15 protein-coding genes and 1 pseudogene are annotated in these 15,507 nt (G+C 38.1%); 6 read left to right on the top strand and 10 right to left on the bottom strand.

What is annotated here, in order from left to right; genetic code table 11:
* Positions 1 to 31: 31 nt before the first annotated feature.
* Positions 32 to 1,099, bottom strand: a complete 1,068-nt coding sequence (locus tag M3210_RS03690) for a M42 family metallopeptidase (protein WP_251511625.1) — start codon at positions 1,097 to 1,099, stop codon at positions 32 to 34.
* A 174-nt stretch (positions 1,100 to 1,273) separates the two neighbouring features.
* Between M3210_RS03690 and M3210_RS03685 the strand changes: the two genes are divergently transcribed.
* Positions 1,274 to 1,588: a PepSY domain-containing protein gene (locus tag M3210_RS03685; protein WP_251511623.1), complete on the top strand. Its 315-nt coding sequence runs from the start codon at positions 1,274 to 1,276 to the stop codon at positions 1,586 to 1,588.
* Between the two features lie 37 nt (positions 1,589 to 1,625).
* On the opposite strand, the gene M3210_RS03680 is transcribed toward M3210_RS03685, so the two are convergent.
* Complete coding sequence (locus M3210_RS03680) at positions 1,626 to 2,483, bottom strand: YtnP family quorum-quenching lactonase (protein ID WP_251511621.1); 858 nt, start codon at positions 2,481 to 2,483, stop codon at positions 1,626 to 1,628.
* A gap of 108 nt (positions 2,484 to 2,591) precedes the next feature.
* Entirely contained in the window at positions 2,592 to 3,491 is a 900-nt protein-coding gene (locus M3210_RS03675) for a DUF4349 domain-containing protein (protein ID WP_251511617.1), read from the bottom strand.
* Positions 3,492 to 3,771: 280 nt separating this feature from the next.
* Here M3210_RS03675 and M3210_RS03670 point away from each other — a divergent pair, with 280 nt between their 5' ends.
* Positions 3,772 to 3,960: a hypothetical protein gene (locus tag M3210_RS03670; protein ID WP_251511614.1), complete on the top strand. Its 189-nt coding sequence runs from the start codon at positions 3,772 to 3,774 to the stop codon at positions 3,958 to 3,960.
* Positions 3,957 to 5,432: a sodium:solute symporter family protein gene (locus tag M3210_RS03665; RefSeq protein WP_251511610.1), complete on the top strand. Its 1,476-nt coding sequence runs from the start codon at positions 3,957 to 3,959 to the stop codon at positions 5,430 to 5,432. Before M3210_RS03670 ends, M3210_RS03665 begins: the two co-directional genes overlap by 4 nt.
* Positions 5,433 to 5,545: 113 nt before the next feature.
* Here the strand turns inward: M3210_RS03665 and ybaK are convergent.
* The 3 genes and pseudogenes from ybaK to M3210_RS03650 all read right to left on the bottom strand — a co-directional run bounded on the left by ybaK (position 5,546) and on the right by M3210_RS03650 (position 8,690).
* Positions 5,546 to 6,020 (bottom strand): annotated as a pseudogene (gene ybaK / locus M3210_RS03660) (Cys-tRNA(Pro) deacylase).
* 87 nt (positions 6,021 to 6,107) lie between these two features.
* A complete protein-coding gene (gene putP / locus M3210_RS03655; protein WP_251511605.1) occupies positions 6,108 to 7,589 on the bottom strand; it encodes a sodium/proline symporter PutP in 1,482 nt (493 codons plus the stop codon).
* Positions 7,590 to 7,682: 93 nt separating this feature from the next.
* The gene (locus tag M3210_RS03650) at positions 7,683 to 8,690 is read right to left on the bottom strand and encodes a proline dehydrogenase family protein (protein WP_251511602.1); all 1,008 of its coding nucleotides are present in this window, start codon (positions 8,688 to 8,690) and stop codon (positions 7,683 to 7,685) included.
* 357 nt (positions 8,691 to 9,047) lie between these two features.
* Here M3210_RS03650 and M3210_RS03645 point away from each other — a divergent pair, with 357 nt between their 5' ends.
* Positions 9,048 to 10,418: a sigma-54 interaction domain-containing protein gene (locus M3210_RS03645; protein WP_251511599.1), complete on the top strand. Its 1,371-nt coding sequence runs from the start codon at positions 9,048 to 9,050 to the stop codon at positions 10,416 to 10,418.
* 39 nt (positions 10,419 to 10,457) lie between these two features.
* On the opposite strand, the gene M3210_RS03640 is transcribed toward M3210_RS03645, so the two are convergent.
* Both M3210_RS03640 and M3210_RS03635 read right to left on the bottom strand, forming a co-directional pair.
* Positions 10,458 to 10,769, bottom strand: a complete 312-nt coding sequence (locus M3210_RS03640; protein WP_251511596.1) for a YuiB family protein — start codon at positions 10,767 to 10,769, stop codon at positions 10,458 to 10,460.
* Positions 10,770 to 10,921: 152 nt separating this feature from the next.
* Positions 10,922 to 12,142, bottom strand: a complete 1,221-nt coding sequence (locus tag M3210_RS03635; protein ID WP_251511594.1) for an NAD(P)/FAD-dependent oxidoreductase — start codon at positions 12,140 to 12,142, stop codon at positions 10,922 to 10,924.
* Between the two features lie 243 nt (positions 12,143 to 12,385).
* On the opposite strand from M3210_RS03635, the gene M3210_RS03630 reads away from it, so the two are divergent.
* Positions 12,386 to 13,378, top strand: a complete 993-nt coding sequence (locus tag M3210_RS03630; RefSeq protein WP_251511591.1) for an NAD(P)/FAD-dependent oxidoreductase — start codon at positions 12,386 to 12,388, stop codon at positions 13,376 to 13,378.
* Between the two features lie 212 nt (positions 13,379 to 13,590).
* Here the strand turns inward: M3210_RS03630 and M3210_RS03625 are convergent, their stop codons facing one another.
* The gene (locus M3210_RS03625; RefSeq protein ID WP_251511588.1) at positions 13,591 to 13,947 is read right to left on the bottom strand and encodes a HesB/IscA family protein; all 357 of its coding nucleotides are present in this window, start codon (positions 13,945 to 13,947) and stop codon (positions 13,591 to 13,593) included.
* 244 nt (positions 13,948 to 14,191) lie between these two features.
* Between M3210_RS03625 and M3210_RS03620 the strand changes: the two genes are divergently transcribed.
* On the top strand, positions 14,192 to 14,416 hold the full coding sequence (locus M3210_RS03620) for a NifU family protein (protein WP_251511583.1): 225 nt from the start codon (positions 14,192 to 14,194) through the stop codon (positions 14,414 to 14,416).
* A gap of 35 nt (positions 14,417 to 14,451) precedes the next feature.
* Here M3210_RS03620 and M3210_RS03615 read toward each other — a convergent pair whose 3' ends face one another.
* Positions 14,452 to 15,423 carry a protein kinase family protein gene (locus M3210_RS03615; RefSeq protein WP_251511579.1) on the bottom strand — a complete coding sequence of 324 codons (972 nt, stop codon included), beginning with the start codon at positions 15,421 to 15,423 and terminating at the stop codon, positions 14,452 to 14,454.
* Positions 15,424 to 15,507 lie beyond the last annotated feature (84 nt).

Below are 15,507 nucleotides of genomic sequence, written 5' to 3'. Positions count from 1 at the left end.
TGAAGTCTCCCTCCATCACAGCAATTTATTGCTAACTATTGCTCCTGATGGTATCAACGGTGTTTTGATCTGTATTTTTCACTAGTTTAACAAGCAATTCTTTAGCAGCAGCATAATCATCGATATGAATAATCGAAGCTGATGTATGAATGTATCTTGAACAAATTCCGATTACAGCACTTGGTACACCATTATTGGAAAGGTGGATTCTACCTGCATCCGTACCTCCTTGTGAAATAAAGTATTGATAAGGAATGTTATTGCTCTCAGCAGTATCGAGCACAAATTCTCTCATTCCGCGATGTGTCACCATGGTTCGGTCAAAAATACGAACTAGGGCACCTTTACCAAGTTGACCAAATGCATTTTTATCTCCTGATGCATCATTTGCCGGTGAAGCATCCAATACGTAAGCAATATCCGGCTGAATCATATTAGCAGCTACTTGTGCACCACGTAAGCCCACCTCTTCTTGGACTGTCGCACCCGAGTATAGTTCATTCGGCAACGTTTCACCTTGTAATTCTTTCAAAAGTTCAATGGATAGACCACAGCCATATCGGTTGTCCCAAGCTTTAGCAAGAATCTTCTTTTCATTAGCCATCGGTTGGAATGGAGTTACCGGAACGATTGAATCTCCAGGCTTCACACCTATCTTTTCAGCATCTTCCCTGTCATCGGCTCCAATATCAATCAACATATTTTTAATTTCCATCGGTTTCTTCCGTTGTGCATCTGTTAATAAATGTGGCGGTATCGAAGAAATTACACCGATAATCGGTCCGTTTTCTGTCATTACTTGAACGCGCTGAGCAAGCATGACTTGGTTCCACCAACCACCTAATGGTTGAAAACGGATCATACCATTTTTCGTAATTTGAGTAACCATAAAGCCTACTTCGTCCATATGTCCAGCAACCATAACACGTGGGCCTTCTCCACGTTTAACTCCAAAAATTCCCCCAAGATTATCTTGGACAATTTCATCGGCATATTTTTCTAATTCTTTTTTCATAAAAGCCCGGACAGCATGCTCGTTTCCCGGTGCCCCTTGTAATTCAGTTAGATTTTTAAAAAGATCCAAGGTTTCCTGATTCATGTTCAAGCCCCTTTTTATATATTTTCTGTATTTTATTCATTCTCTATTAGTATAACGGATATGTTATTCTGCTTTCCACTATCCTGTTGTTAGCTGCAATTTTAATTTTTCCGACAAGTAAGGTATACTTAAAACAGGATTGATGTTTATTTCATAATTGAGAGGTGGAACGAATTGAAAAAACGAAATCTCATACTTGCTGCAGGCATTGGCTTTGCGGTAGGATACTTACTTAGAGACCAACTGGAACAAAAGCAACAGATCACACCTGAGAAGGCGTTGAGCAATGCAAAAGAAGCCTTTAAACGTACTGGTCCAATAAGCGGTTCATGGATTTATATGAAACCGGAAGAGGTGGAGAAAAACGGCCTTGTTTATCAGGCTTACCGTGGAGGCATCACCAGAAATATCGATGGCAACAATAAACAATATGAATTTTATGTGGATGTGGAAACAGGCGGCATCATCGCTTCTGCTGAAACTGCTTAATCAAAAAGAAGCGCTTCTTTTAGAAAGCGCTTCTTTTTTATACCTTATACTCATAACGTTTTCTTTTCAACTCATCCATTATCTCGCCGCTTTCATTAAATCTGACTGCTCGGTAATATGCATCATGATAAAATGTATACCAAGCTTCTTTGCTGTATCCAAATTCCATCCATTCTTCCTTCTCGTGAACGGATGTCACTGGATAATCATCATAAGCTAATACCCATAGTTTATTTTGATGGGCAATGGTCGGCATGATATCCCCCATATGAATGAAGCAATCATCTCCATCCTCGAAAATGATGATGGCGTGCCCTTCACTATGACCACCAGTATGGATCATTCGTAAACCATCTACTATCTTCAGTTCATCGGCAAACGTCTCGACCTGATCCTCGATAGGCTGCCAATTTATTTCCCAATATGTATTTACAGATCGTATATTAGGATTACGCATTTCTTCCCACTCAATTGCAGTTGTATAAATGACTGCATTAGTGAAAATCGAATCATATTCATCTCCAACTCGTTTCGATAAACCACTAGCATGATCAAAATGCAAGTGGGTCATCAAAACAGCATCGATATCTGTTGGTAAAAGTCCCAATTCTCCCAAAGACTCTTCAACAAACGAAAGCTCAACTGCTCCAAAATTGTGAATTTGCTTTTCAGTCAATTTGTCGGTTCCAAGCCCAGCATCTATTAAAAAGTTTTTACCATCTAACTGCAGTAAGATTGGATCGGTACGAAGCTCGATTTGATTCTTCTCATTGGATGGATATTTCCTAGACCATAATGCTTTTGGTACAACACCAAACATAGCACCTCCATCCAGATGATTGACTCCCCCTTTAAGCCATGTCAACCTCGCTCGCCCTACTTCTAAAGTTTCCATTATTCTCCTCCAGATGCATATATTATTTCTATCATTTTAACACTAGCTTATATATAATCAAAATATTTTTACTTTATCTACAGAAAACGGAAAAACCCTAGGTCTAGCCTAGGATTTCTCAGATTTTCTTTTCCTTCGCCATGTAAGAAAACCAATTAAAAGTAAAACACCTACTAATAAAAACACAGGAAGATTGCCAATGAAGAATACTATTATTCCAGAAAAAACGGAGATGACAAAGTTTACACTTCTCATGAATTGCTTTTTCGTTTCTTCCCAAGTATTCAGGTCATCATCATCAATAGATGATAGTGTTACATTGTTTTCATATATCCTTATCGTAACCGTAGAAAAGTCTGTTTTATCCTGCAAGTAATTCATCCTGCCTATCAAGGTTTCAATCTCTTCTTGAATGTCAGCCAAATCATTAGATATTTTTAATAGGTCTTCTGTTTTCTCAGCATTTGTCAAAAACTCAAGTAACCTTTCTTCGACTTGGCGTTTTGATTTCATTCTTGACTCTAAATCCACAAACTCCTCTGTTACATCTTGACCGGAAACAGTTTGTTCCACTACCTTCGTACTCCCTTTTTCAACTATTTCTATAAAAGTTCGGAAGTCTTCTTGCGGTATACGAACTGTTATTTGTCCGCTCCTCCCATCTGAATCGTTGTACAGATTAGACTCTACAATATAGCCTCCCAATCTTTCTGTTTCTTTCTGAATATGCTCCGTTATTTCCTGGTAACTTTCCACCTCGACTTGCAGGTCTGCAGTATAAATGACTTTCCGATTATTTCCCTCAGATTCTCTAACTGCGGACTTGTTTTCGACCTCCTCTACTTCAACATCTGCCGATTCAGTAAATGCGAGATTTTCTTCAGCCATATCCGCTCCACTACGATCATACGATTCAACAGACATATCAGCTGTCATCTCACCTGAATCTTGGTTGCTGCACGATAAAAGAAAAAAGACAAGAACTAAAAGTGAAAATAGCTTTCGCATGCCTTGCTGACCCCTTTCAACCTTTTTCTCATTAGACGACAATTCAAAAAGAAAGTTGCAGAAAAGGGAAACTTTATTATCCGTATCGTTTTTTACGACTAGCGAGGGTTACATTAACTAGAAAAGAACGAGATATAAATATTTACTTTCTGTGGCAATTCAAATGGCATTCTGTTATGATTGTTTTTGTAAAATTTAACGAATTAAATGAAACAACTACGCTAACATGTGATGAATTCCACAAAATTTCCAATATACAGAATGGATTGGAGGAAATATCATGAAACACAATGAAAAAGCTTACGCAATCCTAATTACAATATTAATTCTTTTAGCTTTCGTTGTACCTTACACATTACTAAGAAATGTAAATGCATGGTATGGCAGTTTTTTATTTTGGACAGCCTTGACCATACTCGTTATCGGTGTCAACTATATAATGATTAAAGATTGGGGCAAAGAAGAATGAATACTTCCTATGTCTGGTGGGCAATTGCAATTTATATATTCATTTCTTTATTAATTGCTTTCATGTCACGCACTGGTAACCAAAATAATATGGTTGGATATTTTCTTGGAGACCGGAAACTTGGAGGGTTTGTTTCAGCGTTAAGCTATAGCGCAACGACCTACAGCGCCTTTATGTTAGTTGGACTGGCCGGTCTAACATACCGTGGTGGAGTTGGGGCGCTTGGATTTGAATTGATATATTTAATGGGAGTTTCACTCATTGCCTTTTTTGGCCCGCGTTTTTGGGTTGTTGGTAAAAAATATGGATATGTCACCCCTTCTGAAATGCTGGGTGACCGTTATCAAGACAAGCGAGTGGCTATTATTGTCGCGATATCAAGCTGTCTATTTCTAATTCCGTATAGCGCTGTGCAGCTGACAGGAGTAGGGTATCTGCTTTCAGGTCTTACAAATGGGGGGATTTCCTTTTCTAGCGGAGTTCTAATCGCTACGGTAATGGCTATATTATTTTCATACATTGCAGGCATCCGTTCCGTTGCCTGGACCGACTCCTTACAAGCAATATTTATGATTATTTCCTCCACTCTCGTCATCCTTATATTGATTAATGGGTTGGGTGGGTTCAACGGCTTTTTCCATACTTTAGAAACAAAATACCCAGAGTCACTAAGTGTACCAGGTAATGGATTTTTTAGTTTCTTTACATTTATCGGTATGACAATCCCGTGGATGTTTTTCAGTCTCTCCAACCCTCAAGTCAGTCAGCGATTGTACATGCCGGCATCGATGAAAGATTTAAAAATCATGATTTTAGGCTTTATGATTTTCGGAGTGATTTATACGTTGGTAGCGATTCTTTGGGGCTTTTCAGCAACGATTATGTTTCCTGACTTAGAAAACGTCGATTTAGCTACACCTTTACTTTTGTCTTCTGACATCGTGCCTCCCATACTTGGGGTCATCGTCATGGTGGGGATTATGGCTGCAGCTATTTCAACAATCGACTCCATTCTATTGACGTTAGCATCGGTCTTTGCAAAAGATGTCTATGGAAACATTAAGAAAAAGTCATCTGATAAGATGCAGCTGCGAATAGGGAAAATCATCATTCCGATCATTGCAATTCTAGCTTACCTCTTTGCCGAAATGGAATTGAGCATTATCGCTCTGCTGTCTGTTGCATCTTCCGCTGGTTTGATCATCGTTGTTCCAGCTATTTTCGGTACATTTTTCTGGAAGCGTGGTACTGCAAAAGGGGTGCTGGCCAGTGTGATTATTACTGGGCTTATCGTCATCTGTTTGGAAGCCTTTCAATGGAAGCCACTTGGATTGGCATCTGGAATATGGGGACTAATTTTGTCAACCAGTATCTTTATCATCGTAAGTTTACTTACCAAAGCACCTGTGGAAAAAGCGAATGAATTTATCGATACAGTGAAGGTTGCATTACAGGCTGAAAAAAGAAAGTAAAATAATTGGATTCAACTTAGAAATGTCCAGTACATTACAGATTACTGTATTGTTCTGGACATTTTTGAATGTATGATAGTTTACGGCAAAACAAGCATGTAAAAATCTTATAATTAATCCACCTTTAGATTTTTAAAAACAGCACCTGTGAGTTGTTCCAAATCATATGGAGATAATTCTACTTGACTCCCACGTGCACCGGCAGAAATAACGATGGTTTCTAATTTCTTTGCAGACTCATCGATAAATGTCGGAAAGCTTTTCTTCATTCCAATAGGTGAACAACCTCCGCGAAGGTAGCCAGTTGTTTTTTCCAGATTTTTCATTAATAGCATTTCCACTTTTTTTGTTACCGCTGTGTTTCGCAAGTGCTTTAAGATCAAGTTCATCTTCTGCTCTAATGCAAGCCACAAGAGTACCTGTTTTATCTCCAACTGCTACGAGAGTTTTATATACTTTTTCCAAATCAATATGTGCCTGACTTGCAGCAGTTTTTGCATCCAATCTCTCCTCTGTCCAAGGATATTCGTGAATCTGATAATCTATCTTTCTTTTGTCGAGCAGCCGATGGACATTTGTTTTCTTCATTCAATCACTCTCTACTTCTTTTTTATTAATAACATACATGAATAAGAAAAAAGAGTGAACATTTATGCTCACTCTTTTAAGTGATAATCAGTCCTCAAATTTTGCAAGTCTTACTGCTTCATCAAACTCTTCCTCTACTTCTGGATTGTGCTTGTATGTCAGCTTGCTTACTACACATCCAACAATTAAGGCTAATATAAAACCAGGTACAATTTCATATAAATAATTTTTTAATGGAGTGTTACCCCAAATGAATACTGTAATCGCACCGACAATCATTGCCCAAAGTGCACCAGAGCTTGTAAACTTCTTCCAATACAAGGACATAAGGATTACCGGACCAAAGGAGGCGCCGAACCCTGCCCAAGCGAATTTCACAAGTCCTAAAATGGTATCGTTTTGTTCCCAAGCAAAGTAGATGGCAATCGCTGAAATGAATAATACGGCTAGCCTTCCCATATTTACATAAAACTTATCACTCGCTTCTTTTTTGAAAACCGTCTTATAAATATCCTCAACCAGAGCTGAGGATGAAACAAGAAGCTGAGAAGAAACTGTACTCATTATAGCTGCGAGAACTGCAGCCAACATCAACCCTGCAATAAATGGGTGGAACAGAATCTGTCCTAATGAAAGAAATACCGCTTCAGGATTACTTAAAGTGATTTCTGGATTTTGTTGGAAGTAAGCTGATCCAACCAGGCCTGTAAGTACTGCTCCTCCCAGTGATAATGTAACCCAACCAAAACCAATTCTCCGTGCTGCCTTTGTTTCTTTAGCTGATTTGATCGCCATGAATCTAATGATGATATGTGGTTGTCCAAAGTAACCTAATCCCCAAGCAAGTAACGAAATGACTCCCAGGAAAGTGGTCCCAGATACGATACTAAAAGCATCAGGATTAAATTCCATTGCACTTGCCGTCATTTCTCCAAATCCTCCGGTGGCTAGAATTCCAAATATAGGAACTAGTATAAGGGCTAAAAACATCATGGTACCTTGAACAACATCAGTGTAACTAACCGCTAAGAATCCGCCTATGAAAGTGTAAAGAATAGTTACACCACCAACAATCATAAGTCCAGTTTGATATTTATAATCAAATGCACTTTCGAAGAAGACCCCACCAGCAACCATTCCAGATGAAACATAGAAAGTAAAATAAAGTAAAATAATAAGCCCGGAAACTACTCGTAATATCTTAGCATTATCTTTAAATCGATTATCCAAGAAACTCGGAATTGTAATCGAATTATTTGCCACTTGTGTGTACGTACGAAGTCTTGGTGCAACGATTTTCCAATTCAACCATGTTCCAGCAGCGAGCGCTATCGGCATCCATATTTCTACTAAACCAGCTACATACAAAGCGCCAGGAAGACCCATTAACAACCACTGAGACATGTCCGAGGCACCTGCACTCATAGCAGATGCAACGGGACCTAACTGACGCCCACCGAGCATGTAGTCACCTAAGTTTTTTGTCTTTGAGAATCCAAAGAGACCAATCAATACCATACATATGAAATATAATATGATTGCCATTAACTGATACGTATAATCCGACATCCTTTCCATCTCCCCTTATTAAATTATATTTAAAAAGCTCGAATCTCGAGCTTTTATCGATATTTCATCATTAAAATAATCCTTTATCTTTGTTTATTTATTTCTTGCTTTTTTTCTTCCTACGAGAAATGTAATCGCTGCAATCCCTGCAACACCTGCAACGACCGGTCCTTTTTTGAGCGTATTTTCCTTCGTGTAGAAGGTATCCTTCAATACTAGATTCATATTTTGCGGACGCTCAGCCAACCGACGCATGAAGTATCCGAACCAATCATTGCCGAATGGAATATACGTACAGAAACGGTATCCCTCTTCCGCCAAAGCATATTGCATCTCTGTACGGAAACCATATAGCATTTGAAATTCAAACTTATCTTTATTTATGTTGTTCTCCTCAACATATTTTTTCACTTGATTAATAATATGATGGTCATGTGTTGCAATTGATGTGAAAGCTTCTCCTTGCAGTCGTTCTTTCACTACTTTGATAAAGTTGGCATCAATTTCTTCTTTGGTTTGATAAGCGACATCTTCGGACTCTTTATAAGCCCCTTTTACAATTCGTAATCTGACATCCTTTAATTCTTTCAAATCTTCTTCGGTACGATATAAATAAGTTTGTAAAACAGTTCCAACGTTTTTGTATTCTTTACGAAGCTCCTTCAACAGATCCAAAGTAGGTTGATAATGCACAAATTTTTCCATATCGATATTGACAAATATATGATTTTCATTTGCCTTAGCTACAATATCCCTCATATTTTCCAAGCAAAAGTCCTTGTCAATATCAAGTCCGATTTGTGTAAGTTTAACAGAAATATGACTATCGAGTTCTAGCTCATGAATTTGTTCAATTACGTTAAGGATCTGATTTTTCGCCTCAATAGCCTCCTCACGGTCATATACAAATTCCCCTAAATTATCCAATGTGACGGTGATACCGTGCTGATTCAATTCCCGGACTTTCTTTGCAGCAGCATAGATGTCGGTACCAGCAACAAATTTTTCCGCACCTAAACGGAATCCCCATTTACGTGCATTTTCATTAAGAAATTCACTATTTGATAGTGCAATAAAAAAGTCACGAGTTAAGTTAGCCATGATACATTCTCCTTTTTGAGTTACTCTTGAAGGTGTGCCAATTCTAGCAGCTGTTACAGTGTTGAGATAATTCGCATCATTGAAAGTGCTTACATTTATTTGCGATAGTTTCCAGATTGTGATTTAATCTGTAACTTCTGCTACTGCACTTACTATTATTATAGCAAAAACCATGCCAAATCAAGAGGAGAGATTCATCTTAATTCCGAAATTGCTTCGTATGAATGCCCTTTCATACGAAATTATTTTTATATGAGTTTTAGTTAACGACAATTGTACACGCTATCATTTACACAAGTGTAAATAATCTGTACAATTATTGTACAACTACTTTACAGTTTGGGAGGTACGAATTGGTTGAATGTAAATCAGTTGATTTTAGAAACAGTTCTTTCGACAGAAGATGATGCAATAACAGTGATTAATCGTGATAAAATTGTTTTATATTGGAATGATGCTGCCGTTGCCACTTTTAACATATCAAAAGAAGAAATAATTAATCAATCGATTACTGATTTCTTTAAGGAAGAAGATCTCATGGTTTTGAAAGTACTAGAAACGAAAGAACAAGTGAAGAATATCTATCACCGTCCCAGAGAAGATAAACACGTGGTCATTAACACTACCCCAATTTTTAATAATAGCGGAGAATTAATTGGTGCTGTCTCTGTAGAGAGAGATATTACACAAATTGTACGATTGAGCAATAACTTGGAAACAACTTCGATGGAATTGGATGAACTAAGAAAGAAAGTCAAACAAGTGAACGAAGAATCCCCTTTTGCCAAGTTAAAAGGTCGGAGCACCGCTCTTTTAGATACCATTCAAATTGCTGTAAAGGCTGCAAAAACCGATGCAACCACTTTAATTCTCGGTGAAAGCGGTACCGGAAAAGAAGTATGTGCACAAGCGATTCATGAAGCGAGCTCTCGAGCCGACAAACCGTTTATCCCAGTTAACTGTGGAGCCATCCCCCCTGCCCTATTTGAGAGCGAACTTTTCGGTTATGAAGCGGGTTCTTTTACCGGGGCATCGAAGGAAGGGAAAGCAGGGAAAATTGAAATGGCAGATGGAGGAACGTTATTTCTCGATGAGATTGGTGAGCTTCCGTTGGACATGCAAGTAAAATTGCTGCGGGTGCTGCAAGAAAACCGTATTTATCGGATAGGTGATTCCATCGGTCGTGAAGTGAATGTACGTATTATTGCTGCTACCAACCAAGATCTTACGACGATGATGGTTGAGAATAATTTCCGTGCCGATCTATATTACAGAGTGAATGTCATCCAACTCACCATGCCGCCATTACGTGACCGCTTGGATGATATTCCAAGCTTGACAGATTTATTTCTCGAACAGTTTGCTTTAAAATATCAATTACCAACACCCGTGCTCCATCATAGTGCCATGCAAATTCTTTTGTCTTATGAATGGCCTGGTAATGTACGAGAACTTAAAAATATGATGGAAAGGTTGGTCATACTCTGTGACAAATCCCAAATTGAAAGTGATGATTTATTGAATTACTTCCCTGATCTCATCCCCTCTTCACAAATAAGTGATGATGATAAAAGCTCGTCTCTATCAGATGAGAAAGATTCTATTGAAAAAGTATTAATTGAAGAAACTTTACGTCAAACAAATGGAAATAAATCAGACGCAGCTCGAAGACTTGGTATCTCGCGGGTGACTCTTTATAACAAACTACAAAAGTATCAAATAAAATAGCAGACCAATAATTTGGTCTGCTATTCATATCATTGAGCTCTAAAACATTCGATATCCACTCTTACGCAAAATTCGGATGGTGATCCCCGAAACGATTGTACCGGCAAGTCCGGAACCCATAATGATATAGTCGGCAACCTGTAAAGAAGCTAACCTATCACCCAGTACTTGAAAAGACTCACTCGTATTGGTCAAGTAATCAAAAGTTGAAATCCCATCAATAATAATTATTGCTATAACAGGATAAAGGAAAGACATTAACCAAGTACTCCGTAAAAGCATATTTAAAATAAAAGCAATCCCGAAGAATATTACAAAATAAAGTAGAACAGAAACTACTAGCTGTATCAATGGTGTGGCTCCCTTCGCTTCGTTAAATCAATTAAACATTCACTCCGTTGACTATTGTCTCCAGAATGATAGTTTTCGTTCATGGAACATAATATCCACGCCTATTTTATAACAAATAAATAGAAAAGCAAAGATAAACAACCTTCCTGCTTTTACGCTTGGAAGAAGTTGAACCGGCCTTTTTTAAGTAAGAGATGAATCCCGCCGAGCCTGAGTAAGTAACGATTTAAGCATATTTTTTTCATTAGATTAGCTTTCCAGCCAAAACTATTCCTGCCGTTTAACGATACTGCCACACCATCTGATGTACCAAGTGAAGCAATCACCGTTTTATTATTTAATTGGAAAGGAATGAGGGCTTCCCCATTAATCTGTGCTTTGATATTTTCAGCAGCTGTTTCCGCTGAGGCAATGGCGATTTCTGCATTTGCCGGATATAGTCGTCCGGTTTCCGGATTACGTATATTGGCACAGTCCCCTACTACATATATTGCTTCATTATCTGGGACACGTAGATTGTTTTCTACTTCTACTTTGCCATTGTTTGTAGGGATGCCTGACTCTTCAAGAAGGGAATTCCCACGCACTCCTCCAGCCCATACAACGGTTTTGGTCGGCAATTCAATCCGTTTACCTAACTTCTCATATACGACACGATCTTCTTTAGTCTCTATAATTTCAGCATCTGTAACAAATTCAACACCTCGGGATTCCAATGAATTCATTGCATAGTTAATGAATTCATTATGGAAACCTGGTAGGATAGTAGATTCACATTCTACTAAAATCACCCGGACTTGAGTGCGATCCACACCATATTCCTTACTCAAGTCTGGAATTCGGTCCACCAATTCTCCAGCGTAGCCAACACCTGTAAATCCTCCACCAGCAATCACAATATTTAGTCTCGCTTGGTTTTTCTTTTCTTCGTTTGCATACTTCGCAAAGTTATACTCCAGGTGCTCTCTAAGAACCCTGGCATTATTTAGGTTCCCTATAGGAAATATATGATCGTTCAAATTAGGATTTGTAATAGCTTCCGCTTCAAAACCTAAACCTATCACTAAAATATCATAAGAGAGTTCACGGTTCTTTAACTTTACTATTTTCTCTTTTTCTTTGATCATCACTACTTCATCAATTACGAGATTGATTTTTTCTTGGTTTATAACATCCCTGATAGGTATGATTGTCCTTTCAGGTTTTAAAGTACCAGCTGCAGTTTCATGCAACCAGGATGTCTGATAGTGATAATCATTTATGTTCACTAATGTAATATCAGCTTCATTCCGATGCAATATTTTCTGTAACTTAGTTGCAGTCATTAAGCCGCTATAGCCCGCCCCTAGAATTACAATTTGTGGTTTATACATGTTAACACTCCATTAGCCATTTTTGCTTTTGTCTTCTTGTTGTCCCAGTGGCTATTTATACTGTACCAATTACATCAGTAGATTATAACATATTTGTAACAAAAATAACATGCTTTGTTACGTTTTTGTAATATTACTAGATTTTTATGGAATGAAAAATTGAGCTTGTTAGTATATAATCAGGTTTGTTTTATGGTAGGATAGGATTGTTGACAATATTAGATAAGGAAAGAGGGAATTCCGTTGTCTGAAGAACTTTATGATATAACGATTATCGGCGCTGGACCGGCAGGTTTATTTACTGCTTTCTATGGAGGTATGCGCCAGGCTAAAGTAAAGATTATTGAAAGTTTACCCCAAACTGGTGGGCAACTCGCTGCCCTTTATCCAGAGAAGTACATATATGATGTTGCTGGCTTTCCAAAAATTAAAGCTGTAGACCTTGTTAAAAACTTAGAAAAGCAAGTAGAGTTTTTTAATCCTACCATTATTTTAGATGAAGCGATTGAAAAGGTTGAAAAACAAGAAGACGGCAGCTTCAAACTTATCGGAGAGAATGGTCAAGTTCATCTTTCTAAGACAATCATCATTACAGCTGGTAATGGAGCTTTCACTCCAAGGCGATTAAACATCGATAATAGTGAAGATTTCGAAGGTATTAATTTACATTACCATGTAACAGATTTAAAACAATTTACAGATAAAAATGTTGTACTTCTTGGAGGTGGAGATTCTGCAGTAGATTGGGCTTTAATGCTTAAGGATATTGCTAAAAGCGTAACCTTAGTGCATAGAAGAGATCAATTCCGTGCTCATGAATCAAGTGTAGAGCAATTGAAGAATTCTACTGTTGAATTGATTACCCCATACGCTGCTGAATCAATTACGACTTCAGACAAAATTGACAGTATTACACTGCAAGAAGTAAGAGGAGAAAATAAAATCACATTAGAAGTCGACGACATCATCTGTAATTATGGTTTCATCTCTTCACTAGGACCAATTAAAGACTGGGGTATTAAAATAGAGAAAAACAGTATTGTCGTCAACTCAAAAATGGAGACAAACATCCCTGGCATCTATGCAGCAGGAGATGTGACCACCTATGATGGCAAGGTGAAATTAATTGTCACCGGCTTCGGGGAAGGGCCTACAGCGGTTAATAATGCTATGCGTTATATGAATCCGAAAGCTCGCGTCCAACCGAGACACTCTACGGACATGGAGATGTTTTAATCAGGATGTAGCTCCGTTATTACTCTTGTGTTGGAAATGGCGATTCCTGTCCAGGCCCAACACAATATAAAAAAAGACAATCCCTACACTTAGTGGATTGTCTTTTTGTTATTCACCCTACAGCACTAGGCTTATCCAATAATTCGATATCAATTAATACTATCTAACGATGACTTTCTTGTTTGAGCCACCCGTTCGTTCCAATAGGAGGACTAACATTTTTCAATTGGACCCTCATATTCCTTTGGACGGAAAGAAGAACCGCAACCACAGGATACAATAGCATTAGGATTATCTATGGAGAAGCCGCCACCCATCAAGTTCTCTTTGAAGTCAATTTTTGTTCCTTCAATGATTGGGACATCTTGACTAAAAAGAACAACTGGTATTTCATTGATTTCTTCCACTATATCCAATTCCTCATTCACGTGCTCATCGAAACTTAAGGAGTACGAAAGGCCACTGCAGCCCCCACCTTGAATACCAAAACGAAGACGTGCTCCCTCTGGTTCATCCTTCATCATTTCCTTGATCTGATCTCTTGCAGAATCTGTCAACGTAATGACCATATCATTACCTCCCTAACTAATCTTGAATATCTTTTATTATACAAAGCCTTCGCAACCAATTCAATCCATCTGCTTCATTATCTGGCCGATGCTTTTCACTAAGATTTCTGATACAATAGTTTCTTTCATTTTACAAAATCAATGAGCAAAGGTACAATATAATTAACTCATATAAAGAATAAAATTACCATAGATTTTTTAATCCAATCGTTTTATACTAGGGATACGAAAGGGGAAATGGTTTATGCACGAGCAAGTTCAAGAAGTATTAAACAAATTGCGCCCATTTTTATTACGTGACGGTGGCGATGTTGAATTAATAGATGTGGATGAGGATGGCATTGTTATGCTCCGATTGATGGGTGCTTGCGGTAACTGTCCAAGTTCAACCATTACATTAAAAGCAGGAATAGAACGAGCATTAATGGCAGAAGTTCCTGGCGTCAAAGAAATAGAACAAGTATTTTAAAGGCAGTTGACATACTGCCTTTTTTCTTTTTGCCTTTAAAGCCATTCCACCTCAGTGAGACCAGCTTCACCTTTGTCAATGCCAACCTTCATGAAGAAATCACGCAGCCTTTCTTCATACTTACCTTGTCGATCAATCATATGAAGATATTCTTCTTCCTTTCCAGATGGATGCTCCGATATCAACAGAGGTTCCATTGCATCAAATAAATGTATTGGAAATAGCAAACGGGCATAAACTAAACGCCAACTGAATAAAGTTAATGGCCTAATTATTTGGTAATCTCTTATAAATTCAAGCAGTGCTTCTTCTGATTGTCCAGTAAGCAATAACAATCGAATGTATTCGGCCAAGTCTCGAGCTGGATGATCATATCCAAGCTGATCTGGCCAAAGCACTTCCCGATTAAACTGATCTTGAAAGCGCAGGAAAGTCACAGTACCTTGATCCATTTCAGAAAATCTGCTTTCGGTTTCTTCTGTTTCACGAAGGTATTGAATCGCATTTTCACTCATACCAATAATATATGGGAGAGTATCTAATAAAATTTTGCTGATGGCATTTCGGTCCTCCACTTGTTGGTGGATCCCCTCTTCAAATAATGTAAGTTTATCGATCCAGAGCCTTTTCCACTCACCGTAGCTCGATATTGTCTGAGGCTCAAATCCATAGGTGGAACCAATCTGATGAAATAAGGCTAAACTTCTGCCTGGGCTTTCTCTTTTCATATTGCGTTCAGTAACTTGGTATATTAAAAACTTACTATTACGATACTCAGTGAACCACTCCTCCTTCATATTTTTGATTGGCAAGGCCATTTGTCGAATACCATTTTCTCGTAAATAATAAGCAAGTACCGTCTGTTCCATTTGGATAGTTTCAAGGTTCCTGGATTCCATGTTAAAATAAAAATATCCATCCGATAGAAAGCCCGCCCTATCATCAATCATCACTTTTTCTTCCGGATGTATTTGGTAATAATCAGATAATAGTTCCCTAAAAGACAAAATTAGTTCCTCCTCACCATATAGGGGTATACTAGAACTATATGATGTTAATCCAATCTTCATTCAGCAACACTAAAGTTACGT

It is taken from the genome of Oceanobacillus luteolus (assembly GCF_023715655.1).
In the GTDB taxonomy this organism is placed as follows: domain Bacteria; phylum Bacillota; class Bacilli; order Bacillales; family Amphibacillaceae; genus Oceanobacillus; species Oceanobacillus luteolus.
The sequence above is the reverse complement of the archived record's forward strand: the minus strand, read 5'-3'. Positions and strand labels throughout refer to the sequence as shown.